The organism is Chromobacterium sphagni (assembly GCF_001855555.1).
In the GTDB taxonomy this organism is placed as follows: domain Bacteria; phylum Pseudomonadota; class Gammaproteobacteria; order Burkholderiales; family Chromobacteriaceae; genus Chromobacterium; species Chromobacterium sphagni.
This window is the reverse complement of sequence record NZ_MKCT01000028.1, coordinates 21272-44288: the sequence shown is the minus strand read 5'-3', so window position 1 is coordinate 44288 and position 23017 is coordinate 21272. Positions and strand designations below refer to the sequence as shown.

Here is a 23017-nt window from a genome sequence, read left to right as displayed (position 1 = left end):
CGCCGCGCAACTGGCCGCCACCCGCCTGAGCAGCCAGGCTCAGCTAGCCACCGCCTACCTGCAGCTGGTGGTAGCCGATGTGCAGCTCTCCAAACTCACGGACAGCGCAAAGCTGCTGGCGCAAACGCTGCAATTGACCCGCAACCAGTACGCCGTCGGCATCGTTGGCGACGACGCGGTGGCCTCGGCGGAAAGCCAGTGGAAAACCGCCCAGGCGGTAGTGGTGGACAAGCGGCTCACCCGCGCCCAGCTGGAACACTCCATCGCCGCGGCGCTCGGACAGCCGCCGGCCAGCTTCACCCTGCCGGCGGCCAGCCAACCGCCTCGCCTACCGCAAATCCCCGCCGGCCTGCCTTCCACCCTGCTGGAGCGCCGGCCCGACATCGCCGCCGCCGAACGCAACGCGGCCGCCGCCAATGCCCAGATCGGCATAGCAAAGGCCGCCTTCTTCCCCACCCTGACCCTGGGCGCCAGCGGCGGCTACCACAGCCCCAGCTTCGCCGACTGGATCAGCCTGCCCAACCGCGTCTGGTCTATCGGCCCGCAATTGGCGCTGACCCTATTCGACGCCGGCCTGCGCAAGGCCCAGACCGATCAGGCGATAGCCAGCTACGACGCCAGCGTGGCCAGCTACCGCCAAACCGTGCTGGCGGCATTCCAGGGCGTGGAAGACAATCTGTCCGCGCAAAGCCTGCTGCAGCAGGAGGCGGACATGCAGGCCGCGGCGCTGAATGCTGCCGCGCGGGCGGAAACCATCACCCTAAACCAGTATCAGGCCGGCACCGTCGCCTACCTGAACGTGCTGTCGGCGCAGAACAGCCGAATCAACGCGGAAAACAATCTGTGGAACGTGAAGAATCGCCAGTACGCCAGTAGCGTAGCGCTGATCGCCGCGCTGGGCGGCAGCTGGTAATCCCGCCCCGCCAATAGAAAAAACCGGGCATCCGCCCGGTTTTTTCTTTGCCGAACCATGCAGCATGGTTACTGCCGCGACAGACCCTGCCTCACCGCCGCCCAGAAACCGGCGTCTTCCATGCCCAGCGCGTAGGTGGAAGTGCCGCCCAAGCCATAGGCATTGACCAAGCTGGCCTTCAGCGCCACGCTGCGGCTGTTTTCCGTCCAGACGGTATGCTGGCCGCTGCCATCCCTGGCGATGTAGGCGAAATTGACGGAATTGGCGCCGGCATCATAGCGCGGCTTGACGCCATACTGGTTGATCAAGGCCTGGGTCTTGCTCCAGTACAGCTGCTGGCCGCTGTTATCCGCCTTCCAGTCGTAACCGTAAGCCGGAATGCCATTCAGTATCTTGCCCGGCACCACCAGCGACACCGCATAGTCCAGATCGTTTTCCATCCAGTCCGAACCCGCCACCGGACCTGGGCCCAGGTGGGGATCGCTTCGTCGTAAGTCATGATCTGCAAGTAGTCGGCGGCTGCGCCCAAGGCTCGCAGATCGTAGCCGTAATTGGCCTCATGGTTGAAATCCTTGGCCGAGAACGCAGGCACGCTGACGATCAGCTTCAATCCTTGGCGTGCAATGCCCGGCCCAGCGCTTGGATGAAGTTGCTGAAATTGTTGCGGTCGCCCTGAGCCACCGCTTCAAAGTCGATATTGATGCCGGCAAAGCCATTGGCCTGGGCGAATTTCACCAGGTTGGCCACCGACGGGTTCAGCGCGGTGGTGGACACCGCATGGGCGATATCCGCGCTCCAGTCGCCATCCACATTGGAAACGCAGCCGTAGGCGGCGATTTTCTTGGATCGGAGGAAGGAGAGCGCGTTGGTCGGCGCGTCCGCGCCGTTACCGGTGATCACGCCGTCCTTGGTGATGTTGTAGAAATCTACCGATGCGGCATTGAAATTCGAGTAGTACTTGGTCAACGCCGCGTAATTGCCCGGATAATCGGAGTAGTAGGTCAGCACCATCGGAGCCGCCATGGCCGCTGCGGACGAGAAAGCCAAGCCAGCCAGCAAAACAGCAATCGTTTTTTTCATGCATCCACCTTGAAATATTTCATAGCCAATCCTTTGCATTCAGCATGGCCGGCAATCGTTTACTTACAACCGTCCACACTCTACCGCTGCAACTTTAAATATTTCCTAAACAGCGTCCCACAATAATACTAAGTACTTATCAAAAATCAAGCCACCTGTCGCAATTTCCTCCAACAACCTCACCCCGTATTCGCCGCGTAGTCCTCTCTTTCCCTAGCCTTTCCTAGCTTCGCGCCGGGATTGCCAATCCGCGCTCAACCGCCGGCCGCTCGACGAAAGCTTGCAACACCCGCTGCACATTGGCAAAATCGGCAAAGCTCACCAACTCGCCGGCATCGTAAAAACCCACCAGATTGCGCACCCACGGCCAAATGGCGATGTCGGCGATGGTGTAGTCGTCGCCCATGATCCAGCTGCGGCCCGCCAGCCGCCCCTCCAGCACCTGCAGCAAACGCTTCGCCTCGGCCACATACCGATCGCGCGGGCGCTTGTCCTCGTAGTCCTTGCCGGCAAACTTGTGGAAGAAGCCACTTGGCCGAACATCGGCCCCACGCCGCCCATCTGGAACATCAGCCACTGGATGGCCTCGTAACGCACGGCCGGGTCCTTGGGCAGCAACTGGCCGGTCTTGTCGGCCAGGTAGATGAGAATGGCGCCGGACTCGAACAATCCCAGCGGTTTGCCGCCGGACCGTCGGGATCGAGTATCGCCGGGATTTTATTGTTCGGATTCAAGGACAGGAATTCGGGCGACAACTGATCATTGCGTTCGAAGCTGACCAGATGCGCCTCGTAGGGCAGCCCAGTCTCCTCCAACATGATGGAAACCTTGACGCCATTGGGCGTCGGCAACGAGTACAACTGCAGTTGATCAGGATGCTGCGCCGGCCATTTGCCGGTGATTGGGAAAGCAGACAGATCTGCCATGGCGTTATCCTTTGAGAAACGGCAAGACGCTCACTATACCCGCATGGCATCCTTGCGTCTTCCGCTTCGCCGCGCCGAACATGCCATGAGGATGCCGCTCCAGCAGTGGCGACGAACGGAGGCGCCCAGCTCGGGATGGCTCGCGCCTCGCCGCGGGTATATCATTGGGGCTTTGCGCAATGCGGCGGCGCTTCGCTGCCGCCACGGCTGAACACACAGGACAATTCCCTTGATGAACGTTACCCTCTCCCCCTCCATCAATGTCGGCAACCAGGCGCCGTTCACGCTGTTCGGCGGCATCAACGTGCTGGAGTCTCGCGACCTTGCCCTGCGCTCGGCGGAAGAATACGTCCGCGTCACCCAGAAGCTGGGCATTCCTATGTGTTCAAGGGCAGTTTCGACAAGGCCAACCGCTCCTCCATCCACTCCTACCGCGGCCCCGGCCTGGAAGAGGGGATGAAAATCCTGCAGGCGGTGAAGGACGCCTTCGGCGTACCGGTGATCACCGACGTGCACGAGCCCTGGCAAGCCGCGCCGGTGGCGGAAGTGGCCGATATCCTGCAACTGCCGGCCTTCCTCGCCCGCCAGACCGACCTGGTGGTGGCGCTGGCCAAGACCGGCCGGGTGATCAACATCAAAAAACCGCAGTTCATGAGCCCGCCGCAGATTCAGAACGTGGTGGAAAAGTTTGTCGAGGCCGGCAATGAACAGCTGATCCTGTGCGATCGCGGCACCTGCCTGGGATACGACAACCTGGTGGTGGACATGCTGGGCTTTGGCGTAATGAAGAAAGTGACCGGCAACCGCCCGGTGATCTTCGACGTCACCCACTCGCTACAACAGCGCGAAGCCGGCGCCGCCGCTTCCGGCGGCCGCCGCGAACAGGTGGCGGAACTGGCGCGGGCCGGCATGGCTGTCGGACTGGCCGGTCTGTTCCTCGAAGCGCATCCGGACCCAGCCCAAGCCAAGTGCGACGGCCCGAGCGCGCTGCCGCTGCATCTGCTGGAACCTTTCCTGGCCGACCTCAAGGCTCTGGACGATCTGATCAAGTCGTTCGCTCCGTTGCAGGTGAGCTGATACAGCGCACCAGCACCAACAGCAGCCGTAAAAATGGCGCAGCTCCCGGCTAGGACTGCGCCATTTCTTGCGGCCAGCGCCGCTGAGCCATCCCGCCGTCAGCGCCGGGGAAACCACCAGCCGCGCCGGAAAGCATCGCGGATGCGGGATTGCTCCAAGTCGCCCGTTTCCATCTGACGCGCAATCAGCGCATAGCGCAGCGCCAGCACCACGCCGGTGGCGGCCGCCATCACCAGATTGTACGCCAACAGATAAGGCAAACCCTTGATCAGCGCCAGGGTGGCCAACAACGGGCAGCACGCAGTGCAATACCAGATCAGCCTGGATGTCCTGGCCGCAACAAGGCGGATGGCCTCGTGATTGGCCGGCCTGGCCCAGGCGACAAAGCCGCCCTCTCTCTGCCCAGGCAAAGCCGAACGGCGGATGGCTGCCAAAGTCTTGAACGGCGCCAGCAGCGGGCTGATGATGAATCCAAAAAAGCGCATATCGATTCCCTGCAAGATTAAGATTGTTCGCCGCCTCTCCGCCGACCTCGATCAATCAGCGGGACTTTCCTCTGACACAAACAACTGGTTTCCGTCCACGCCAAACAACTTGGCGATGTCCCCCTCGGCAAGTTGGCCATCCCGGACTCCGGCCCGAAGAGGCGCCGGCGGAATATAGGCGGCGCGGCCATCGGGATCATGCGCGGCACGATTGATCGACATGAAGAATTGCTGCAAATCTGTCTGGCTCAACTCATCCTCCACCACCACTCCATGGCGACGATCCCGTCGCCCCGCTCCCGCAGCGCTTCGCGCCCGCACGCTGGCATAGGCTCGGCTGACCTGCTGCTTGCGTAATCTTCGCAGCTGGCTATAGGCACTTTCTTCCTTTTCAAAGCACTGGCGTTCTCGTTCGCATTGCCGCGCCTCTACCATGCGACGACGATCATCCCGATACGATTGCCAGGCAAGACAACCGGCCACAATGGCGACGATGGCGAAAGGGAAACTCAATGGGCTGGCCACGACCGCCGCCAACAAGCCAAAACCGGCAGCGCCACCGGCCAACAATCGAGTCTGCAGCGATTGCGGCGCGTGGCGCGGCCCAAACTCCCGTGACAGCAAGGGGTCAGGCGCTAGCGGCACTCCCAGACAACGTTGCAATTCCGCCAGTCGGCAGGATGCCCTGCCGCGCCTCCTCGCATGCCCCCTATCTCCCCCCACGACGGCCTCGCCCATATTACCTCTAAATTGTTATATTAAAATATCAATCATAATAAACAAATTCTATCCTTGCCAATAACGAATGCGTCCGGTGTCAATATGAACGAAACCCTTGCCAGGATAATAACCCACTCCACCGGCCCGCAATGCGGCTGACATTTGCCACAGCTGGGTAGTGGTGAGTCCGCGCACCCGCACATCCGCCGCCTTGCCATAAGTGTGCATCGAATTTTTGACCGCACCTTCGATGCCGCGATTGCGCGCCGGATTGCGATACCCCGATGTCACCACCAGCGGCTCATACACGCCGTTGGCCAGATACCAGCTCTGTATCGCGTACAACATGTTGAGCAAACCCAGGTCGATCTGCCTCACTTCGCCCGCCACCACATCGCGCAATAGATTGCAGGCTTCGATATAGCCATCGCGCAACCAGCCTTGCTGCGGATGCCACAATAAGATGCGATGTCGCTCAGCAGTGGCCTGACGATGAATGACCACCTCGCGCGGACGCTCCCAAATTGCGGCAAAAGGATTTCCCGCCAGCCCCCGAGCCGCCAGCACCTCGGCATCGGACCTGTCGGCCAATGCGGACAAGCCGGAAAGCGCCAGAAACGCCCCGCCGGCCTGCCGCAGGAAACCGCGCCGGGACAAATCCGGCAATGCGATGGGCTTAATCACGGCTAAATCGCCAAAGAGGATGTAGGCTTCTTGGGAACACGGGCATCCTTCATGACATCCGCAGGCGACTCTCCATTCAGCAAGCGCTTCACCAGCCCCTGCTCGGCCTCGCCCAACGCGCCCATTCTGCGTTCAACCCGCTCCGCCAATCCCTTGGCGCCATGCGCTTCCTCCAGCGCCACATTGATCATCAGGTCCTTGCGGTACTTCGCATTGCCACGCATCTGGAAAAAGTCCAGCAAATTGCGATCCACATTCACGCTCTCCGGCTTTGCCTGCGAAGCTTGCTGCATGGCCGCCATTTTCTGCATTTCCCTGGGCGCCACCGGCGTAACATCGGCAGGACGAATGGCCATGTCGACCACCTCGCGGGTCAGGCTGGTATGGCCGGCAACCGCCGCACGGCGCACTGCGGCAGCATCCAGCGCCGTGATGGGCGCGCTGCTCATCGGAAACAGCGTGGACAAAGGCATCGCGCCCAGCGCATCCTGCTGCTTGAGGGCCTCGGCGCGCAAAAAGAATTTGGCGACATTGCTCTCCGTCATGGACGCGGGAGGTGCCCCATCCAGAAAGGCATGCTGCTTCCACTCATCGAAGCGTTCCCGCATTGACGCAGGCACTTCGCCTCTGAAATAGCTAGTCCGCAATTCCTCCGGCAGAACGGCCGCAAGTTGACGCTCATACACAGGTATGTTTACCGTAGACATCTATCACACCCTTTTGCGTTAGACCCGATCATTACCGAATAACACCTTGCTCTTTCAGGGCCGGCATTTCACCGGTGGCGACTTGCTCCATTCTGGATAACAGTTGCAACAACTTCGCTAGGCTGGCCACGCCAGACACCGACAGGCTGGGCATCGCGCTTTGCTGCAGCATGGTCGCCTCGGCCTCGCCTTTTGCCGCAACGAAATTCACCACCGGATCACGATCTGGCGAGTGATTCTTGGAAAAACCAACCACCACAAATACCTGATCCTCAGGCAGCCTGCCATTCTGACGCGCAACGCCCTCCTGCATCAGACAGATTTCGTCGCCGGAAACAATGCGCTTCATATAAGCGACATAACGGCGCACCTCGGCAAGGCTCATGACTCCAGCGGGCAGAAACTGCGGCATGCAGCGCTTTGCCAAACTGGACGCGATTGTCGCCGTGTCAGCGACAACATACACTGAAGCGGCGGCAAAAGCCTTCTTCAGCTTTGCCCAATACCCAGCCACCAGGAATACGCGACCGTCATCGTACATTTTCTTGTCCCTTCACTTGGCTGTCGCGAGCAGTCCAAAACTCTTGGCACCAAGGCCAGGAGATTGCTGTTTCTTTTAGTTTCATTACTATTAGAGTGTACCACAAGGCCACAAAAAGTCATTTCCCTGGAGTGCAAGCAGTTATTAAGCGCATCAGAGCAAAGATTTTCGCGCTGGCTGCGCGCCCGCCCCCCAAGCCAAGACAAGGACATTCCCAAACATGGCGCCAACGCGGCAAGGCCGCCGCTCGGACCAGTCCACTCAAGAGGCAAACAGGCAAACAGGCAAATCAAAAGTCGACCACGCAATGGGGCCGGCCCGTCCCGACGGACACGCCCGACAAGCCTTTGAAGGCTCCCGCCATTATTTATGCGATCGTATTGTCATGCATTGCCGCCTGCAGCTTGCCGATCGTCTCATCCACCCATAACAGGAAATCCCGTATGCTGATAACCAGCTCCTGAAACTCCTCGGCCAGGGCCGGGTCATTGAGATCCTTGGCAGTCCAGTACGCCATGGTTTCGAGGCTGTTCGCCAGATGCCCCCTGATCCGCACGCCCTGCACCAAATCATTGGCCTGCTCCTGGCTCAACACCCCGGCGTGCGTTGCCTCATCGATCAAGTTGGCCAATAGCAAGGTTTTCTGTGCAATATCCTTGAGTACCGCTTGAATTTTTCTCATATGAACTCTTTTCCGCCCTTCGCGCCTCGTTAAAAGCCAACTGCCCGGTCAACGCAAGCCTCCCTCCACTCCGCGCGGCCCATACCGGACTAGCCACGCCCTTCGCCAACCCTGCGCATTAGGCGGCAAGAATAACATACTGTATAAATTTGTTATAGTTTAATACATATTATAGTACTATTTTTTAAAGGAAAATCACTCCATAGGACAGGGGAAAAAGCTCAATAAATTATCAAATTCCAATTTAAATCAATAACATACAAAACAATCCATCGACCCCAATGACAGCACGGCAAAACTGCAACACCGCGCTTGCCAACATCATCCACAGATGCAGAAATTTCTTGCTGCTCGTCAATACAAAAACATATACTATAGTTAGTATTATGATGAACTTTATTTTAATGCCCAAGTAAAATCGCATCTACAAAAGCCCCACCTCACGGGATGACCCTCGCCAGTCCGCGAGCAACTCAGGCATCGCTCAGCCACACCGACGGCGAGGCATGGCACACCGCATTCAGGAGATATCGATGACTTACAACAACTCACACTCCACGGCATCGGCTGAACACACCACGGAGGTTGTGCTGAATCTAGAGGACCGCAACCATTTCCTCCACATCGCCCATGAAGCTCAACGCGAAGTGACAAATGAACAGCAAAGCTCAGCCCCAACACGCAAAACCAGTCTCGACCATCAAACCCCACACCCCAAGAACGCAATATGATCTCTTGGCCACAATGATCAGAAATTATCCATGCGCCCGCAAAACGCACTTGAAAACTATCGACTTCAATGCCTTGCAGTCAGAATGCTCGAGCAGGCGGCTCTGGATATGGCGACCCACCTTCGAAGCCCTGACGAAGCTGGCATCACCAAACAAGAGCGCTACATGAGAAACCAGGCGGCAAGCCATCGGCTGGATGCGGAAAGGTGGCTATGCAATAACACCGAACAGGCGGATGGCCTGAATTTTCTGCTCTGCTCTGCCGTCATCGGGGATCACCTGAAACTGGACAGCCTACCCACCGATGAAATAGCCCGGTGCATACGAAAAGCAGTCATGCGGACCCCCAGCGAAATGGCATTGATCCTGAGTAATCTGCGTAGACAGATGATGAGCGAAACAGCCACCGCCGAATAGGCATCCGCTTCGACACCTCATGGAATATTTTGGCAAAATGAATACGAAAAAACTGAAGATATTTGATTACAATCCAGCGTTTCTCTATGCAGAAAAACCTGCCCTCACCCCATATCAGGTACGCCACCGGGGCAAGCCCGTCGCCGGTTCTGCCATCTTGCCCCATGGCACATTTGTTCTGATTGATCAACTCAATGGTTTTCTTTCATTGAAACATTTGGTCGTCAGAGCTTTCCTGCATCAAGAAGATCGGGAACTAAGCACAAGAGCCCTAGTCAGTGAACATCATGAACATCAAGATAAAAAATGGCACAGCTGCATTATTCAGCAAAAAGACGTAATCCAGGACTTTGGTTGCTACTCAAGCTATATCTCGCGAGCAGAAAATACCCAATGGCATGAAACTCTGCTGCGATATCAATCACAATGGCATGGCTCGCTTGACATGATACGACTGATTGAATTCCTGAAAAGCACCAATCCACCGACAACTCGAAATGCAATCCATGCCGCCGAGAACCAGCTGAATCACTGGTATCAACTTGCCGCCAGGGCCATTCACCATCTCGCGCCTCAAAACATGCCATATGCCTAATCAGCAACAAAGCTCCGTGCAATTCAAACGCACCAACCAGTTTTTACGCGCCACGTATGGCAATTTCCGGATTGAGCTATTCTCATCGGAATCATTTAAAAATACCATAATCATAAATATAGAAGTATTTGACGAGAATGGAATTTTCCAAAACTCTCTTGAAAAAAAGGCGGAATTCAGCACGCTGGATGCCGCCTTCATGATCGCCCACGGCACAACGGAAGATCTGCTGATGATACTTCACCGCTGCCAGCAACTAGCTTTGGGGGCCATTCACACCAGATCAAGCATAGGCCACAAGTCGGACGCCACGCTGACCGGGCTGAAAGAAACATTATCCCTCCCTTGGGGCATTGGCATCTGACGGCGCACCATTATCGTCTTGCCCGATAAAAAAACCCTCCACCAATAGCAGAGGGTTTTCGTTTGGGATGCGGGCATCTAGCCGCACGCACCGAGTAGAGTCAGTCGCGATTGCCGCCAAAGGCCAACAGCAGTTGCAGCAGACTGGTAAACAGGTTGTAGATGCTGATGTAGATGGACAAGGCAGCGGAGATATAGCTGGTCTCGCCGCCATCCACCACCATCTTGACCTGCCACAGAATCATCAGCGAACTGAACAGGGCGAAAGCCGCGGACAGCATCAGTTGGAACGCAGGCATGCGCAGGAACAGGTTGGCCACAATCGCCACCATCAGCACGATACCGCCTACCATCAAGAAATTGCCCAGGCCACTCAGATCGCGCTTGGTGGTGGTGGCGATGCCCGCCATCACAAAGAAAACCACCGAAGTGGCCGCGCCGGCAGTCATGATCAACTGGCTACCGTTGGTGAACTTCAGTGCAAACTGCAGCAAGGGCCCCAGCAGCACGCCCATCATGAAGGTGAAGCCCAGCATCAGGAACACGCCAGCCGAGCTGTAACGGTTTTTCTCGATGGCGAACACCAAACCGTAGAAAACCGCCATGATCAGTAGCATGCCGATGATCGGGCTGCCTGCCAGGAAGGCGAAACTCATGTGGGTGCCCACAATGGCGCCCATCACGGTCGGGATCATCGACAGGCCCAGCAGGCCGTAGGTATTGCGCAGAACCTTATGGCGTACATCCGCCATAGGGGTCGATTGATAGGCCGTTTGAAAGTCCGGGTGCATGTGAAACTCTCCTGAGTTGGTTGTTCTGTAGAAACGCTTGGAATTGTAAGCAAGAGACCATGCCAAAGGGAATAAGTTTCCGCCATCCACCAAACACTTGTCTTGGCCGGGCACTTAGGTTAACATCACGTCCTCTTCTAGCCAGAAGGTGGGTGGCAATATCCCCATTTTCAAGCCCTGAAGGATGCGAGAGTGGCGGAATTGGTAGACGCACTGGATTTAGGTTCCAGCGCCGCAAGGCGTGAGAGTTCGAGTCTCTCCTTTCGCACCAACCTAAAAGTTCTAAATTCCCTCAAAACACCGCCCCCCCCCCCCCCCACAGAATAAGGCTTTTAAGCCAGCTCTAGCGGTTTGCAAAATCAATATCCTACGCACTTTTACACCGTTTTCCGCTATAGTTTGTCCCACCAGTGACTCAGGAATGGCCGCCTACGAACAGCGCGGCGACAAATGGCGCGCCAAAGTGCGCAAAGCCGGCGCATCCAAAACGGAAACATTTAAGCGAAAATCTGACGCCGTTGCCTGGGCAACGAAGCGTGAAGCTGACATTGAGGCCGGGAAAGTGGGATTGATCCCGAACAAGTCCTTCGCTGAATTGCCAAAACGGTATGCGGACGAGGTCAGCATCAACAAGCGCGGCGCCCGTTGGGAGCAGATGCGCATCGCCATGTTCATCCGGGAGTACACGCAGCTTTGCGAGACTCGCCTTCCTGACCTGGGGCCGGAAACTTTCGCAGCCGCGCCTGCAATTGGTCAGCCCTCGCGCCGCAGCAGCACATGGATGCGTCGCGCGCCGTAGCGAATGCGCGTGGCAAATCCGCTGGCGCTCCGCACGGTCATCGCGGGATCGGGGTCGATAAAAATAGGTGCCTTGCCGCAGTTGAATGACGGCAGTCGCGCGGCGAATGCTGACGCGGTAGGCGGCGATCAGGAAGTTGGCCAGCTCGCGTCTGCGAGCCGGCTTCACAGCTTTTTTTGGATAAAGTCCTGCAGCATCTGCTTGTCCAGGCTCAGGTCGGCGACCATGCGCTTGAGCCGAGCGTTCTCTTCTTCCAACTGCTTGAAGCGGCGCAGCTCGCCGACGCCGAGACCGCCGTATTTCTTCTTCCAGTTGTAGAAAGTGGCCTCGGAGACGCCCATCTTGCGCCAGACCTCGTCGACGCTGGTGCCCGACTCCGCCTGGCGCAAGGCGAAGGCGATCTGTTCTTCGGTGAACTTCGATTTCTTCATGACAAATCTCCTGCCCGGATGGGCTTAAATTTGCCAGAAATCTCTACTTTTCGCCGCTACGTTTTTGCGGGAGGAGGTCATGATTTCTCGCTTGAGCAAAGCACATTCTGGCACCTGCTGATCATAAAAAAACCACCAAATATCATCCACACGACCATTTACCGACTTGCCAAGCTTATCGTGGACTTCCTTTGACAACACCATGCTGCCAGCGCTAGCTGTTTGATGTTTCCTTCAATTCATATGGCTCAAGCGTGTAGCCACAATACCGTTCCTACGTACACGCCGATAGCAATGATGCTGAGGCATGTACCGCAGGCGATCATGCTGGCGGAGCGACCACTCTTCATGTAGTGGGTCTCAAGTACAATGATATTGGCTGCCGGTGGCAAAAGCCCGATCAGGTACAGAGCTGGTTTGTTCTCGGTGACCAAGGTTATGTCGTAATGCTCGCAGACCAAGATAAACAAACTGGTCAGGGCCGACACAGTCAAGAGGCGTGCCACGAACGGTAGCAACGCTTTTTTGAAGTCAGCGGTTTTCAGTGGCGTCGCCGATAGCCAGATACCAAGTATTGCCATACCAAGGAAACCCATCAGGAATTTTAGCAAGTCGTATATAGGCTTGGCGTAGTGTTCAATCTGTCCACCAAAGGGGATGCAGGCGAGTCCCAGCAGCAGCGCCCATACAGGTGGGGCCTGTATTGTTTGACGAAGACGGGTCTTCAGGTCTTGGCCATGGGCCATGAGGCCTACGCCTACTGAGTTGCCGAACAGAGAGCTGCCCACATAGGCGGCGATGATGACCATCGCCGCTCCGTCGCCAAACAAGGTGCTGGCGATAGGGAGGCCTAGCCATCCGATGTTCAGGTAGCAGAAACACAGATTCTTCACTGGGTCGCGGGTAAAAACCCGGCTCAGTAGCAGCATCAGCCCCATCATGGCGATCATGCCGAGCATGATGGCAAAGACACCGGACCGATGCGTGGCAATGTTGTAGATAATGACCGATGGAATCACCCATTTGGTTAACATCGCAGATGCACGTCCCTTGATTTCAAACGGGACTCGGCTTAGCCCAAGCCCAACCAAGAGGTATAAGAGAGGAGCGAAGAGCGAAATTGACATGTCAAATACCTACCGAGTTCTTTTTGGTCATCTCAATGGCCCATTGCCTGGCCCAGTGCCCTGCACAACGTGCATTGAACCAAAATGCATTTGTTGAGAACAAACTTCCCTTGTTCAAAGGCCCCAAGCTATACAGCCCTGGTACTGGCTTGCCGTTCACCTGACATTGGAAGGTCAGCGGATGAATATCTATGCCGCCGCAAGGATGGGCTTCGATGAGTTGCTGTTCCGTTAGGTTGCGCAGCAAAGGTGAGTCGATCAAATCTAGCCGATTGGTACCCCCAGTACCATCTACCAAGTTCTGGGCACGAATGGTTTTCCCGGAAGTGGTTTCCAAGACGAACTGGCCATTTTCCCAATACGGTGAATTTTTCCCCTGATGGATGTGCAGACGCTGCTCTCTGGCTGCAGCAGCCAGTTCCGCGATGACTTCATAAGGAATAGGATGCCGCCAAGCCGCCCAACCCGCACCGTAATTAATGTTGAAGGAAATTCGGTCTTCAATTGGCATAGAACGCCAGAGTTTATGCATGTACGGTCTGGTAGATACCAGGATATCTTGATAAGGCAAATCCGCTGCCTGGGATCTCTCCATCAGATATTCAAAATATTGTGCTGGCCTGTGTTCTCGCAGAATCTGCATTGCCGGTATCCGCTCACCGCCATCCGGCAAGCGCTTGCATTCTTGTTTGAGTGTTTTCAGAAAGTACTGCAGCCGAACGGAGCCATTCTGCTCTTTCAGCAATGTGGTCCAATTCAGAACTACCGGTATGTAACGGTTTTCTTTGGTCAGGCAGGTGGGGGCAAAGCCCTGTCTCGAGAAAAGATGGATCTCGTTATTTTTCCCTTGGTTCAAGGAGCGGAATACATCAACAGCAGTCAGGCCCGAACCTGCAACCAAAACCGGCCCTCCCTTGACCTTGGAAAATTTAGTGTGGTGATCGATAAAACCAGGCTGTTCCGACAGTTGCCTAAAGTTGGTTCCATGCAAAGAACCTAGACAAAGCATAATTTTATGCGCTGTTACAGTTTTGCCGCTCTCGCTGCGTAGTTGGTAGCCAGGAGTTTGAGCTGTTACCACTTGAACCGTTTCGTGAAACTCTTCGATTTCCAACAAACCGGAACGAGCAATGTCCTGATAAGTCTCCTGCAAGAATTTGGAATAGACCAACCGATTGGGATAGAGCTCGTTGGCGTTGCCCTTGGCGTTCATCCAGTGGGCGAATCCGACAGGTTCACTGTTGGAAACGGAAAGCATGCTGGGGGGGTATTGACTTTATGGATAACGTCAGCATCTCCGAATGCGTGCCCACGGGCAAAAGCTGCTCGGGGACTGAATAGGGCAATCCGTGGGGCTCTTAGCCCGGATGCGTAAACTTCATCCTGAATTTGTTTGAGAAGGCTAACTCCAGTCGCTCCAAACCCGACAATGGCAAGATCAAACAATTGCAATCCTAACGACATAAATTGGGTGCGTATTCTATTTGCAAAAAATATCATCGTCAATTAAGTTGATGCAACTTTGGACTTGAAATGATGTGGGCGCACACGCCAATTTGGACCGCCCCGGGCTGGGCTGACCCGGCTCCTGTAGGCATTCCTACCTTATGATTTGTGGAGTTGGAGTTGACCCAACTCCATGGACGGTTGGTGGTTTGATTTTCAAATCATTTCAGGCTCTATCATCACCTCTGCATTGACCTCATCTGTCACATCAAACAGCGCGGCGCAGCTTCTTTCGAAGTTCATCGGCGAGAGATAGCCCAGACCACTATTGGCGGCGTCTGGGGTTGTACCAACCCTCAATCCAGGTAAACACCGCCATCCGCGCCTCTGCCTTGCTGCGGAAGCTGTTACGCTCAATCAGCTCACCTTCCAGACTGGCAAAGAAACTCTCCGCCATCGCATTGCCGTAGGCGTCTCCTGCCGTTCCCATTGAAGGTCGTACCTTCATCTGCCGGCAGCGCTCGCCGAAAACCAAGCTTGTGTATTGACTACCCTGGTCCGAGTGGTGAATGACGCCATCAGGCCTGCGTTGCTCCAGCGCCATGTTCAACGCCATCAACACCAGGTCAGTGGTCATATGCTCTCCCATGGTCCAACCGACGACACGACGGCTCCAGACATCGATGACCACCGTGACCTCCTCCCGGCTAACCGAGCGGTCTAGTCTAGAGATTTCCGGCTTCAAGGTGAGCAAGTCGGAACTCGCTCGGGGTCTGGTCGCCCAGCGAACTGTGCGGCCTGAACTCGTTGTAATCCTGCCGCCAACGCTCGATCTTTTCACGTGCGTCATCCAGCGACAGAAACCAATGCACATTCCGGCACTCATCCCGCAGACTGCCGTTAAATGACTCGATGAAGGCATTATCCATGGGTGTCCCTGGTCGTGAGAAGTCCAGCGTGACGCCTTGCTCATGGGCCCACTGATCCAGCGCCACGGGAATAAACTCGCTGCCGTTGTCGACCTGAATCCGTTGCGGCGTCCCGCGCAAGGCTTGCACATGCTGCATCGTAGCAACCACGTCCGCGGCTTTCAGCGCGAAATCCACCGTGATCGCCAGGCTCTCCCGGCTAAAATTATCCACTACAGTTAAGGCCCGGATTTTCTGGCCGTTGAACAGCTGATCAGCGACGAAATCCATGCTCCAGCAGGCATTCAAATTGGAGACAGCCGGCCGAGCGTGGCGATGCGCCGCCGCCACTCACCGTTTGGGCCGCTTGCGCCGCAGATTCAAGCCTTCTTCGCAGTCGATCCGGTAGGTCTTCTTGTGATTGATCCGCCAGCCTTCGCGCCGCAGCAGAACATGGATGCGGCGTGCGCCATAGCGAATGCGGGTGGGGGCGATCTCGCGGATTCGCTGCCGCTCGGCACGATCGTCACACGGGTGAGGGCGATAAAAATAGGTGCCTTGCCGCAGTTGAATGACGGCAGTCGCGCGGCGAATGCTGACGCGGTAGGCGGCGATCAGGAAGTTGGCCAGCTCGCGTCTGCGAGCCGGCTTCACAGCTTTTTTTGGATGACTTCCTGCAGCATCTGCTTGTCCAGGCTCAGGTCGGCGACCATGCGCTTGAGGCGGGCGTTCTCTTCTTCCAGTTGTTTCAGGCGGCGCAGTTCGCTGACACCCAGGCCGCCGTATTTCTTCTTCCAGTTGTAGAAAGTGGCCTCGGAGACGCCCATCTTGCGGCAGACCTCGGCGACGGTCGTGCCTGACTCGGCCTGGCGCAATCCGAAGGCGATCTACTCTTCGGTGAACTTCGATTTTTTCATGACAAATCTCCTGCCCGAAAGGGCTTAAATTTGCCAGAAATCTCTACTTTTCGCCGCTACGTTTTTGCGGGAGGAGGTCACCTCGAAACTCCCCCCGTTAGCCGTATCGTAGCCGACAAAGCGCTTTGCGCCGGCCAAGAAAACCGGGCTTCAGCAACAATGAATCGCGACCTCCTCAAAACTACGCACTAAAATTCACCCCGTATACAAGGCGAAAATGGCGACTGGTTCAACTCTGGGCGCCGACAGCCGCCCATCAGCGCCAACACATGCCGGATAGTCGCGCCGAATACGGGAGTTATTAGTCGAAAAGAGAGGAATCTCATGGGCATCGTCACCACAACTGAGCAGCTGGGCCGCATTGTTCAGGAACACCGCGCCTATACCCACCCGATATTCCAGCACTGGTCGCATGCCGCGCCGAATGCGGAAGAATGCGCAGCGTTGCTCCACCAAATATTGACGCTATGCGCCGCCACCCGCCCCGGACAAGCCTTCCCAACGGCGCTGGAAGCCATCGGCCTGGTCCGCCAGGCTCAGTTGATGGACGAGATCGCGCTCTCCAGGCAAGGAAATGGCGCGGAGCTTGCCAGAATGGCCGGCCACATTGTCAACCGCAGCGGCATGCATGCCAAATTTGCCGATATCGAAGACCAGCAGCAACTGGAAGCCGGCCTGCGGGATGCATCGAACAGGCTGTTGGGCGATCAGCCCGGCTATGAGCATGCCACCGGCCTCATGCAGCAGACACGCCGCGCCATGGCCGCTTTCCAGCGCCGCGCGCGCAGCGATTTCGATTCCAGCATGCGGAATCTGGGCACCGCCTTCGCGCTGGAGATCATCTTCAATCGCTCGCTGATACCCGGCGCAAAACAGGCCCTGGTGGACGCCGGACACTACGGCGTCAAGCTGGACGACCCGGAGATGCGCTATCTGCGGAACCACTGGAAAGAGGGTGGCGGCGAAAGCCGCGACGAGCACTGCGCTCGCGAAGCTCTGGCCGCCACCTTGACGGCAACAACCGCTCCGCTGATTCTGGAAGGCATGCTGGATTTTCTCGATTCGCTGGCGGAGTTATGGGATGCGCTGGACCAAAGCCTGCTGCACTCCCGCGCCAGCAACACGGCATAGCCGCCGCATTCCGGAGAGGCTCCGCCTGACGGCAGGGCCATGACAGCGCGCCTAGCGCACGCACACCAGCGAGCACGCCTTCATAGCCACCGGATTGGGGTTGCGGACCGTCTTGACATACTTGCTCGCCCGGCAACTGCCATCCATCTCGAAAACATACTCCTCCAGCACCGGATATTGCTGGTCGGACACATGGGCGGTCACCGCCTGCAGCGCATGTCCGCTCAGCCCACCGATCTCCTGCTCGGCAAACCCGCCGCCACCAACGATATCGATCTGATACATCCATCTGGCGCCATCGAAGCGCCTGATCCTGTCTTCTTCGCCCGACACCTGCGTCAGCGAGTGACTGCCATCCGACGCGGTCACCACGCACTCGCCCGAGCAATGATAAACACCGCCGATATCGCGCAGCTCGCCGCATTTTCCCGCGCCAAGGACAAGATCGTCGGCCCAGGCAGGCGCTGCGCAAAATTGCGCAGCCAGCAGCAACGCCGCGCCCCACCCCGCATGTCGGTTCATAAGCCCTCCTCAACAGCCTGAGACTCACTCCGCCCATTCATTCAACATGACAAAACAATGAACTGAGAACCTCAAGAAAGACAAAGCCATGCCTGCAGAACCAAGCGACGGGCCTGCCACCATCAACAGCATGCCGCGACTGGCACGCCGTTTCCATCTACAACGGGAAGGCAGCTGCCTGACACAGATCCCGCCCGCCAATTCCCGCATGGACGTCACCCAGGCCAGACCAACGCTGGGGCAGCCTGGCGCGGAAACCCTGCTGTACAGTGGATGCAGTTTCAGGCCGAGACAAGACGACACCGCCATCTCCCCCCAGGCAAGGCCAAGCCAGCCCGGACTCAGAGCGGAAACTCCGCCTCCACCTCGTTGCCGCCGCCGCGGTAGACCAAGCTCGAACACAAAGCGTGCACCATCGCCACGCCGCGGCCATGAGGATGGCTGTATTGATTCCGTCTGAGCCGCTCCATCAGCGAGTGGTGATCGAACCCCTCTCCGCTGTCGCTCAGCCGGATATAAATGCAGTCTTTCCGCTCGTCGCGTCGACGCTCGAGCAGCAATGCTATCTTCCCTTCCTGCAAGGCATTCAGACGCTCTCGCCGCAGCACAAAATAGCGTTCGTAACCGTCTTGCTGATCCTTGATCTTGGAGTCCAGCCGCAATACGCCGTGATCCAACGCATTGTTGAACAATTCGGAGATAATCAGCAGCACCTGCTTGAACTGCCGGCCGCGCAGGCCCAGCTGGTTCAGCCAGCCAATCAGCAAGGGGATGGACTGATCGCGGCGCAGCTCCGCCGCATTGAATTCCAGCCTCACCTGCCAACTGGACAGCTGGCCGCCGTCGTCGCGCCCCACATGATCGGCAACCCGCCCCAATACCGCGTTCACGCCGGCCTCAAGGCGAATCACCCCCAACGAGATGTCGTCTCGATTCTTGGCGCCGGCCAGGTGCTCCAGCACCGCCAGCCGTATCGCATCCAAAGGCGCGCCCTCTCCCGCCCGCGACAACGAGTCCAGCACGCCCCGGTTGCCAAACTGCTCGCCTCGGCTGTCCTCGGCCTCCGTCAGGCCATCGGAACACACCACCAATTGTCCGGTCTGCTCCCAAAAATAGGACTCGCTGCCCCAGCGGAACGCCTCCGCATCGAAAATGCCCAATGGCGGATATTGCGACTTCCATTCCTTGAGCAAGGTGCCGTCGTCGGCAACGAACATCACGCAGGGGATGCCGCCGTTCCACACCTCGATGCAACCCAGCTCCCAATCTATGGTGATTAAGGCGGCGGCGACAAAGCGGCCTATCGGCAACAGGCGGTTCAGCTTGGCGTTGATCTCCCGCGCCATTGCGGTAAGGGGAAAACCGCGCCGAGCCATCGCGTAGAAGATGTCCACCGCCGGCAGGCAAGCCAGCGCGGCGGACAGCCCGTGGCCGGTGCTGTCCGCCAGCATGAGGCATAACTGGCCGGTGGGAGACAGCGCGCGCGCCAGCACATCGCCGCTGAACTGCTCGGCCGACAGCTGCCAACTGGAAACGCCGGGCAAATCCTGCTCCTCACTGCCGACTATGCTGTCCAGAACGTGCTTGGCGAAAAGTTGCTCGCGCTCGTTGACGTTGTAGTAGCTGAGCAGTTTTTTCGAATCCGCCGAAATCCGGCTCTGCATCTCGCAGATGCGCTGCATCACGCGGATCTTGGCCGCCAGCATGGTGAGGTTGATCGGCTTGGCCAGATAATCGTCGGCGCCGATGTCCAGGCTGCTGATATGCGCCTCCTCGTCGCTGCGAGCGCTGAGAAAAATGATGGGCAGCCAACGGTCGCTGCAAAACTGGCGGATCTGCCGCGTAGCCTCGTACCCGTCCATCACCGGCATCATCATGTCCATCAGAATCATGTCCGGCAATTGCCGACGGCACTGCTCCACGGCCTGCTGGCCGTTCTCGGCATACCAGACAGCATGCCCAAGCTCTTCTATCACCAGCCCCATCAGCAGGCGGGTCGGCTCCACATCTTCGGCTACCAACACAGTAAAAGCGGGTTCCATCGCTGCGTCCTGATGATGAAAATGTCAAAAACCCCGCTCAAACGGTCGATTCAGCGGCGGCCAGATGGCCATCTTGCGGAGCCTTGGATTCCTGGGGCCGGAATGGCAAGACAACCAACAACTCCAGGCTGCGAGCGCCGCCATCCGCCATAAAATGAAAAATGGATTGTCCGTCCAGCCAAGGATGCTAAAACCCTTAACTGCGATATGGCGCATCAAGACACCCATGTCAAACGAACGGGAGCAAAAACCTCCTGGCATGCCATAATTAGCCGCCATATCCTGCAAAGCCTATCCTTGCAGCCTCCCATGGCTGCCACGACCTCCATGCAATGCCGACAACATGGATTGGGTTTTGTTGCATAGCCCCGCCGTCCGTTGCGGTATGCTGAGTCGATGAACACCGCAACGCCCCAGAACAAGAAGGCCAAGCAGCGTTACACAACCACGAACTGGCATGACTACGATGCAGCTCTGGCCGCACGCGGATCGCTGCTGGTCTAGCTCGACAAAGACATGCAATGGCTGGCCCAACCAGCCAGCAACAACGGCCGGCCTGCCAAAACTTAACCTCATGACCAAGAGCGCTGAGTTGCCGGGCCCAAACGTAGTGAACCTGGAAGACGTTCATTTCATTCTGTTCAATCTGCCATTGCGGCAGGCTCTGGGCATGGTGCAAAGCCTGCTGCAATTAGCTGGACTGACTGGCCGGTGCCGGATCACTCCACCGCATGCCGTCGCCAGCGCACCTTGCAGGTCAAGATCGGCTATCGCCGCAGCAACGGCCCGCTGCATCTGCTGATCGATAGCACCGGCATCCCGTTTCTCGGCGAAGGCGAGTGGAAACGCAAAAAGCACGGCGCCGAATATGGTCGGCAGTGGCGCAGGGCACACCTGGGCATTGACGCCGAAACGCTGGAAATCCGAGCTGTCGAGGTGACCGGCAACGGCGTGGGCGACGCGCCGATACTGCCGGCGTTGTGAATGCAGCTGGCGGATGAGCCGGCTGCCACGACGACGCTGGATGGCGCCGATGACGCACAGGGTTGTTACGCTGCGCTGTTTGGCCGAGAGATCATGCCGATGATTCCGCCGCGCAAGAATGCCAAGCCGTCGAAGTCGAAAATCACCGGCAGCGAGGTGCGCAACGCCGCGATCGCGGCGTGCAAACGCTTGGGGCGGCGAATCTGGAAGCATTGGAGCGGCTATCACCGCCGCAGTCTGGCGGAAACGAAGATGCACGGTTTCAAGCGACCGTGTAGCCGGGTGATGGCGCGCACCTTTGATCGACAGGTGGCGGAACTGCAAGTGCGCGCAGCGTTATTGAACCATTTTACCGCTCTGGGCCGCCCCCCGAAGACCGTGGCGGTGGCAGCGATGAACTGAATTCGCCTTGGGCAAGGGGACACTCGTTCTTGGGCGGGGCAACAAAGCCCATATGCAATACTAATGCACAAACAATGCAATCAAGATAATGATGGGAATAGGTATGCCCAGAAACAACAGAAGTAGCGAACGCATAACTATCCCCTCCCGAAAATAAGTGTCTGGTTTATTGATTCAGCGGTCGCGATGCCGCCCTCCGTAGGTGGCCGCCAGACTGGCAAAAAACGCTCCTATCAATAGTGAAATAAACAGCCAAAGCGCTACATAGGCAGATGCCTTGCGTGCTTTTTCAGCCGCTTCCTTCGCCATAGTTTCTGCATTGCTTAAGGCGGTCTGCATACGAGCATAGGTGTTTTTCACCCGTATTTCGGCGTCTTGCTGACTAAGATCAGTACGCTGGGCGACCAATTGGCCGACATAGCGCACATCCGCAGCAGGTAGCGCATCGCCTCTTACCAAGCTGTTCATGAAGATTCCACCCACTTCGGCAATTGGTCTCGCTGTTTCAGGGTTAGACGCAGAGTCAAGTTGTCTCGAAACAGGTTTTGCGCCCCGACGGAATAGAGAATCCAGAAGATAAACCGTCGATCCTTGCCCAGCGCCGCTGGGCCCCGCCATCTGGAGTGTGGGTATTGTCGAGGCACCGACGGCAGTCGCGGCCACGCCGACGCCATTGTTGATAATCGATCCAATCACTGACGTCAGCAGCGTTGCCGTTATCAGAGCGGCTAGCGCCCACGCTAGAAAACCATGCGCGGTATCGCGGAAATAGACCTCGTTGGTATGCCCGGAAACCCATTTTGTCCTCAACCTGCCGGCGAGGTAGCCCCCCATGCCGGAGGCGAGCAGTTGGGAGATAGTGATCCAGATAATTGCTGAGACGCCGAAGGTAGTTGCGGTAACGCCGCTATAGGCCCATGGTGAGACGGTGGAAAGCTCCAGTCCGGCGCCAAGAAGCAGTAGGATGAGGGATAGCGCCGCTGTGGCAACTGCGCCGGCCACAATGGCACCCCAGGATACGGCGCTGGGGGTGGATATTGCTGGGCTATTCTCTAGGGCTATCGTATTGTCGATATAGCCGCTCTGTTCGTTTGGCTTATTCATGATGGTCTCGAGGTAAATTTCACAACTCGCCAAATTGCGGCGCACTTGGGAGGAATGTCACAACCAGACCTTGATGCATCGGCAAAAAAGTGTCTGTGCGTTACCACACATGGCACATTGGACTGTCCCAGCTCCTGTAGGCATTCCTGTCTTCAGACCTTTCCTAACTTTTTAACACATTCTCTTGCCAGGTTTTCTTTAAACACCTTAATCAACAAGCATATATCTTGCTTGGCTAATTTACTCGGCCATCCCTCCCTGGTTTCTGCTATTACTTTTCGACACTTAACTCGGGCAACAATTAAGATATGGAGTTTATGCTCATCTGTCTGCCTGGCTTGTGCCACCTTCAAGAGATTGTCTACGCGACGAAGTAAAGAAGGGCTGATATCTTTTCCTTTTTCAGAAATCAATCTTAGCATTTGAGTTAGTGCGTCGATGAAAGTATTATCTTCAATCAACATTAATTCCTCTCAAGTAGTGTTCCGCAAA

24 protein-coding genes, 1 tRNA gene and 6 pseudogenes are annotated in these 23017 nt (G+C 56.9%); 10 read left to right on the top strand and 21 right to left on the bottom strand.

All coding sequences use genetic code 11. From position 1 onward, the window contains the following. Window positions 1-913: efflux transporter outer membrane subunit (locus BI344_RS12955; RefSeq protein ID WP_139167009.1), on the top strand; the 913-nt coding region annotated here is incomplete at its 5' end. 68 nt (window positions 914-981) lie between these two features. Here the strand turns inward: BI344_RS12955 and BI344_RS24900 are convergent. From BI344_RS24900 to BI344_RS25330, 4 genes are all read right to left on the bottom strand, one after another. Further along, window positions 982-1353: a glycosyl hydrolase family 18 protein gene (locus tag BI344_RS24900; protein ID WP_071113337.1), complete on the bottom strand. Its 372-nt coding sequence runs from the start codon at window positions 1351-1353 to the stop codon at window positions 982-984. Between the two features lie 166 nt (window positions 1354-1519). Then, entirely contained in the window at window positions 1520-1993 is a 474-nt protein-coding gene (locus BI344_RS24895; RefSeq protein ID WP_071113336.1) for a glycoside hydrolase family 18 protein, read from the bottom strand. Between the two features lie 223 nt (window positions 1994-2216). Beyond that, window positions 2217-2570, bottom strand: a complete 354-nt coding sequence (locus BI344_RS25335) for a glutathione binding-like protein (RefSeq protein WP_241499347.1) — start codon at window positions 2568-2570, stop codon at window positions 2217-2219. Next, window positions 2563-2919, bottom strand: a complete 357-nt coding sequence (locus tag BI344_RS25330) for a glutathione S-transferase N-terminal domain-containing protein (protein WP_241499346.1) — start codon at window positions 2917-2919, stop codon at window positions 2563-2565. Before BI344_RS25330 ends, BI344_RS25335 begins: the two co-directional genes overlap by 8 nt. Before the next feature lie 232 nt (window positions 2920-3151). On the opposite strand from BI344_RS25330, the pseudogene kdsA reads away from it, so the two are divergent. Continuing rightward, window positions 3152-3996, top strand: a pseudogene (kdsA, locus tag BI344_RS12935) (3-deoxy-8-phosphooctulonate synthase). Window positions 3997-4094: 98 nt separating this feature from the next. On the opposite strand, the gene BI344_RS12930 reads toward kdsA, so the two are convergent. From BI344_RS12930 to BI344_RS12905, 6 genes are all read right to left on the bottom strand, one after another. After that, window positions 4095-4481, bottom strand: a complete 387-nt coding sequence (locus BI344_RS12930) for a hypothetical protein (protein ID WP_071113335.1) — start codon at window positions 4479-4481, stop codon at window positions 4095-4097. 51 nt (window positions 4482-4532) lie between these two features. After that, window positions 4533-5105 (bottom strand): hypothetical protein, encoded by a 573-nt coding sequence (locus BI344_RS12925; protein WP_206600394.1) that lies wholly within the window; start codon window positions 5103-5105, stop codon window positions 4533-4535. Window positions 5106-5267: 162 nt separating this feature from the next. After that, window positions 5268-5858 carry a YcbK family protein gene (locus tag BI344_RS12920; protein WP_158021066.1) on the bottom strand — a complete coding sequence of 197 codons (591 nt, stop codon included), beginning with the start codon at window positions 5856-5858 and terminating at the stop codon, window positions 5268-5270. Between the two features lie 29 nt (window positions 5859-5887). Continuing rightward, window positions 5888-6592, bottom strand: a complete 705-nt coding sequence (locus tag BI344_RS12915) for a hypothetical protein (RefSeq protein ID WP_139167008.1) — start codon at window positions 6590-6592, stop codon at window positions 5888-5890. A 31-nt stretch (window positions 6593-6623) separates the two neighbouring features. After that, window positions 6624-7133 carry a hypothetical protein gene (locus tag BI344_RS12910; RefSeq protein WP_071113332.1) on the bottom strand — a complete coding sequence of 170 codons (510 nt, stop codon included), beginning with the start codon at window positions 7131-7133 and terminating at the stop codon, window positions 6624-6626. A gap of 367 nt (window positions 7134-7500) precedes the next feature. Continuing rightward, window positions 7501-7815 carry a hypothetical protein gene (locus BI344_RS12905; protein WP_071113331.1) on the bottom strand — a complete coding sequence of 105 codons (315 nt, stop codon included), beginning with the start codon at window positions 7813-7815 and terminating at the stop codon, window positions 7501-7503. A 533-nt stretch (window positions 7816-8348) separates the two neighbouring features. Between BI344_RS12905 and BI344_RS24000 the strand changes: the two genes are divergently transcribed. From BI344_RS24000 to BI344_RS12890, 4 genes are read left to right on the top strand one after another with little or no spacing between them, the layout of a single operon-like run. Beyond that, complete coding sequence (locus BI344_RS24000; RefSeq protein WP_139167007.1) at window positions 8349-8546, top strand: hypothetical protein; 198 nt, start codon at window positions 8349-8351, stop codon at window positions 8544-8546. A 30-nt stretch (window positions 8547-8576) separates the two neighbouring features. Further along, window positions 8577-8963, top strand: a complete 387-nt coding sequence (locus tag BI344_RS12895) for a hypothetical protein (RefSeq protein ID WP_139167006.1) — start codon at window positions 8577-8579, stop codon at window positions 8961-8963. Between the two features lie 37 nt (window positions 8964-9000). Continuing rightward, entirely contained in the window at window positions 9001-9558 is a 558-nt protein-coding gene (locus BI344_RS23995) for a hypothetical protein (protein ID WP_206600393.1), read from the top strand. Further along, entirely contained in the window at window positions 9551-9922 is a 372-nt protein-coding gene (locus BI344_RS12890) for a hypothetical protein (protein WP_071113328.1), read from the top strand. The genes BI344_RS23995 and BI344_RS12890 overlap by 8 nt, the downstream gene beginning before the upstream one ends. A 100-nt stretch (window positions 9923-10022) precedes the next feature. On the opposite strand, the gene BI344_RS12885 is transcribed toward BI344_RS12890, so the two are convergent. Beyond that, a complete protein-coding gene (locus BI344_RS12885; RefSeq protein WP_071113327.1) occupies window positions 10023-10712 on the bottom strand; it encodes a Bax inhibitor-1/YccA family protein in 690 nt (229 codons plus the stop codon). Window positions 10713-10898: 186 nt separating this feature from the next. Here BI344_RS12885 and BI344_RS12880 point away from each other — a divergent pair. Then, window positions 10899-10983, top strand: a tRNA-Leu gene (locus BI344_RS12880). A gap of 150 nt (window positions 10984-11133) precedes the next feature. Then, window positions 11134-11511 (top strand): hypothetical protein, encoded by a 378-nt coding sequence (locus BI344_RS12875; RefSeq protein WP_071113326.1) that lies wholly within the window; start codon window positions 11134-11136, stop codon window positions 11509-11511. Here BI344_RS12875 and BI344_RS25325 read toward each other — a convergent pair. The 6 genes and pseudogenes from BI344_RS25325 to BI344_RS23000 all read right to left on the bottom strand — a co-directional run. Further along, window positions 11469-11942, bottom strand: a pseudogene (locus tag BI344_RS25325) (transposase); the annotation flags it as partial. The gene BI344_RS12875 and the pseudogene BI344_RS25325 overlap by 43 nt on opposite strands. A 24-nt stretch (window positions 11943-11966) precedes the next feature. Beyond that, on the bottom strand, window positions 11967-12140 hold the full coding sequence (locus tag BI344_RS24890) for a hypothetical protein (RefSeq protein ID WP_206600392.1): 174 nt from the start codon (window positions 12138-12140) through the stop codon (window positions 11967-11969). A 50-nt stretch (window positions 12141-12190) separates the two neighbouring features. Then, on the bottom strand, window positions 12191-13069 hold the full coding sequence (locus BI344_RS12860) for an AEC family transporter (protein ID WP_071113323.1): 879 nt from the start codon (window positions 13067-13069) through the stop codon (window positions 12191-12193). A gap of 1 nt (window position 13070) precedes the next feature. Further along, a pseudogene (locus BI344_RS12855) lies at window positions 13071-14533 on the bottom strand (FAD/NAD(P)-binding protein). 198 nt (window positions 14534-14731) lie between these two features. Then, window positions 14732-15212 (bottom strand): annotated as a pseudogene (locus BI344_RS12850) (IS3 family transposase); the annotation flags it as partial. Window positions 15213-15240: 28 nt separating this feature from the next. Next, window positions 15241-16310 (bottom strand): annotated as a pseudogene (locus tag BI344_RS23000) (IS3 family transposase). A gap of 354 nt (window positions 16311-16664) precedes the next feature. Between BI344_RS23000 and BI344_RS12830 the strand changes: the two are divergent. After that, window positions 16665-17471 (top strand): hypothetical protein, encoded by an 807-nt coding sequence (locus BI344_RS12830; protein ID WP_071113319.1) that lies wholly within the window; start codon window positions 16665-16667, stop codon window positions 17469-17471. 51 nt (window positions 17472-17522) lie between these two features. On the opposite strand, the gene BI344_RS12825 is transcribed toward BI344_RS12830, so the two are convergent. Next, window positions 17523-17993: a hypothetical protein gene (locus tag BI344_RS12825; RefSeq protein WP_071113318.1), complete on the bottom strand. Its 471-nt coding sequence runs from the start codon at window positions 17991-17993 to the stop codon at window positions 17523-17525. A gap of 341 nt (window positions 17994-18334) precedes the next feature. Further along, the gene (locus BI344_RS12820) at window positions 18335-20035 is read right to left on the bottom strand and encodes a fused response regulator/phosphatase (protein WP_071113317.1); all 1701 of its coding nucleotides are present in this window, start codon (window positions 20033-20035) and stop codon (window positions 18335-18337) included. Window positions 20036-20431: 396 nt separating this feature from the next. Here BI344_RS12820 and BI344_RS12815 point away from each other — a divergent pair. Continuing rightward, a pseudogene (locus BI344_RS12815) lies at window positions 20432-21421 on the top strand (IS5 family transposase). Window positions 21422-21595: 174 nt separating this feature from the next. Here BI344_RS12815 and BI344_RS12810 read toward each other — a convergent pair. Continuing rightward, complete coding sequence (locus BI344_RS12810) at window positions 21596-22525, bottom strand: hypothetical protein (RefSeq protein WP_071113316.1); 930 nt, start codon at window positions 22523-22525, stop codon at window positions 21596-21598. 152 nt (window positions 22526-22677) lie between these two features. Continuing rightward, on the bottom strand, window positions 22678-22989 hold the full coding sequence (locus BI344_RS23985) for a hypothetical protein (RefSeq protein ID WP_139167003.1): 312 nt from the start codon (window positions 22987-22989) through the stop codon (window positions 22678-22680). Between the last annotated feature and the right edge of the window lie 28 nt (window positions 22990-23017).

Bases quoted from the DNA above. Each gene is read 5' to 3' on its own strand.
- BI344_RS24900 (WP_071113337.1), bottom strand. From the start codon at position 1,353: ATGGAAAACGATCTGGACTATGCGGTGTCGCTGGTGGTGCCGGGCAAG.
- BI344_RS24895 (WP_071113336.1), bottom strand. From the start codon at position 1,993: ATGAAAAAAACGATTGCTGTTTTGCTGGCTGGCTTGGCTTTCTCGTCC.
- BI344_RS25330 (WP_241499346.1), bottom strand. From the start codon at position 2,919: ATGGCAGATCTGTCTGCTTTCCCAATCACCGGCAAATGGCCGGCGCAG.
- BI344_RS12930 (WP_071113335.1), bottom strand. From the start codon at position 4,481: ATGCGCTTTTTTGGATTCATCATCAGCCCGCTGCTGGCGCCGTTCAAG.
- BI344_RS12915 (WP_139167008.1), bottom strand. From the start codon at position 6,592: ATGTCTACGGTAAACATACCTGTGTATGAGCGTCAACTTGCGGCCGTT.
- BI344_RS12910 (WP_071113332.1), bottom strand. From the start codon at position 7,133: ATGTACGATGACGGTCGCGTATTCCTGGTGGCTGGGTATTGGGCAAAG.
- BI344_RS12905 (WP_071113331.1), bottom strand. From the start codon at position 7,815: ATGAGAAAAATTCAAGCGGTACTCAAGGATATTGCACAGAAAACCTTG.
- BI344_RS24000 (WP_139167007.1), top strand. From the start codon at position 8,349: ATGACTTACAACAACTCACACTCCACGGCATCGGCTGAACACACCACG.
- BI344_RS12895 (WP_139167006.1), top strand. From the start codon at position 8,577: ATGCGCCCGCAAAACGCACTTGAAAACTATCGACTTCAATGCCTTGCA.
- BI344_RS23995 (WP_206600393.1), top strand. From the start codon at position 9,001: ATGAATACGAAAAAACTGAAGATATTTGATTACAATCCAGCGTTTCTC.
- BI344_RS12890 (WP_071113328.1), top strand. From the start codon at position 9,551: ATGCCTAATCAGCAACAAAGCTCCGTGCAATTCAAACGCACCAACCAG.
- BI344_RS12885 (WP_071113327.1), bottom strand. From the start codon at position 10,712: ATGCACCCGGACTTTCAAACGGCCTATCAATCGACCCCTATGGCGGAT.
- BI344_RS12875 (WP_071113326.1), top strand. From the start codon at position 11,134: ATGGCCGCCTACGAACAGCGCGGCGACAAATGGCGCGCCAAAGTGCGC.
- BI344_RS12860 (WP_071113323.1), bottom strand. From the start codon at position 13,069: ATGTCAATTTCGCTCTTCGCTCCTCTCTTATACCTCTTGGTTGGGCTT.
- BI344_RS12830 (WP_071113319.1), top strand. From the start codon at position 16,665: ATGGGCATCGTCACCACAACTGAGCAGCTGGGCCGCATTGTTCAGGAA.
- BI344_RS12825 (WP_071113318.1), bottom strand. From the start codon at position 17,993: ATGAACCGACATGCGGGGTGGGGCGCGGCGTTGCTGCTGGCTGCGCAA.
- BI344_RS12820 (WP_071113317.1), bottom strand. From the start codon at position 20,035: ATGGAACCCGCTTTTACTGTGTTGGTAGCCGAAGATGTGGAGCCGACC.
- BI344_RS12810 (WP_071113316.1), bottom strand. From the start codon at position 22,525: ATGAATAAGCCAAACGAACAGAGCGGCTATATCGACAATACGATAGCC.
- BI344_RS23985 (WP_139167003.1), bottom strand. From the start codon at position 22,989: ATGTTGATTGAAGATAATACTTTCATCGACGCACTAACTCAAATGCTA.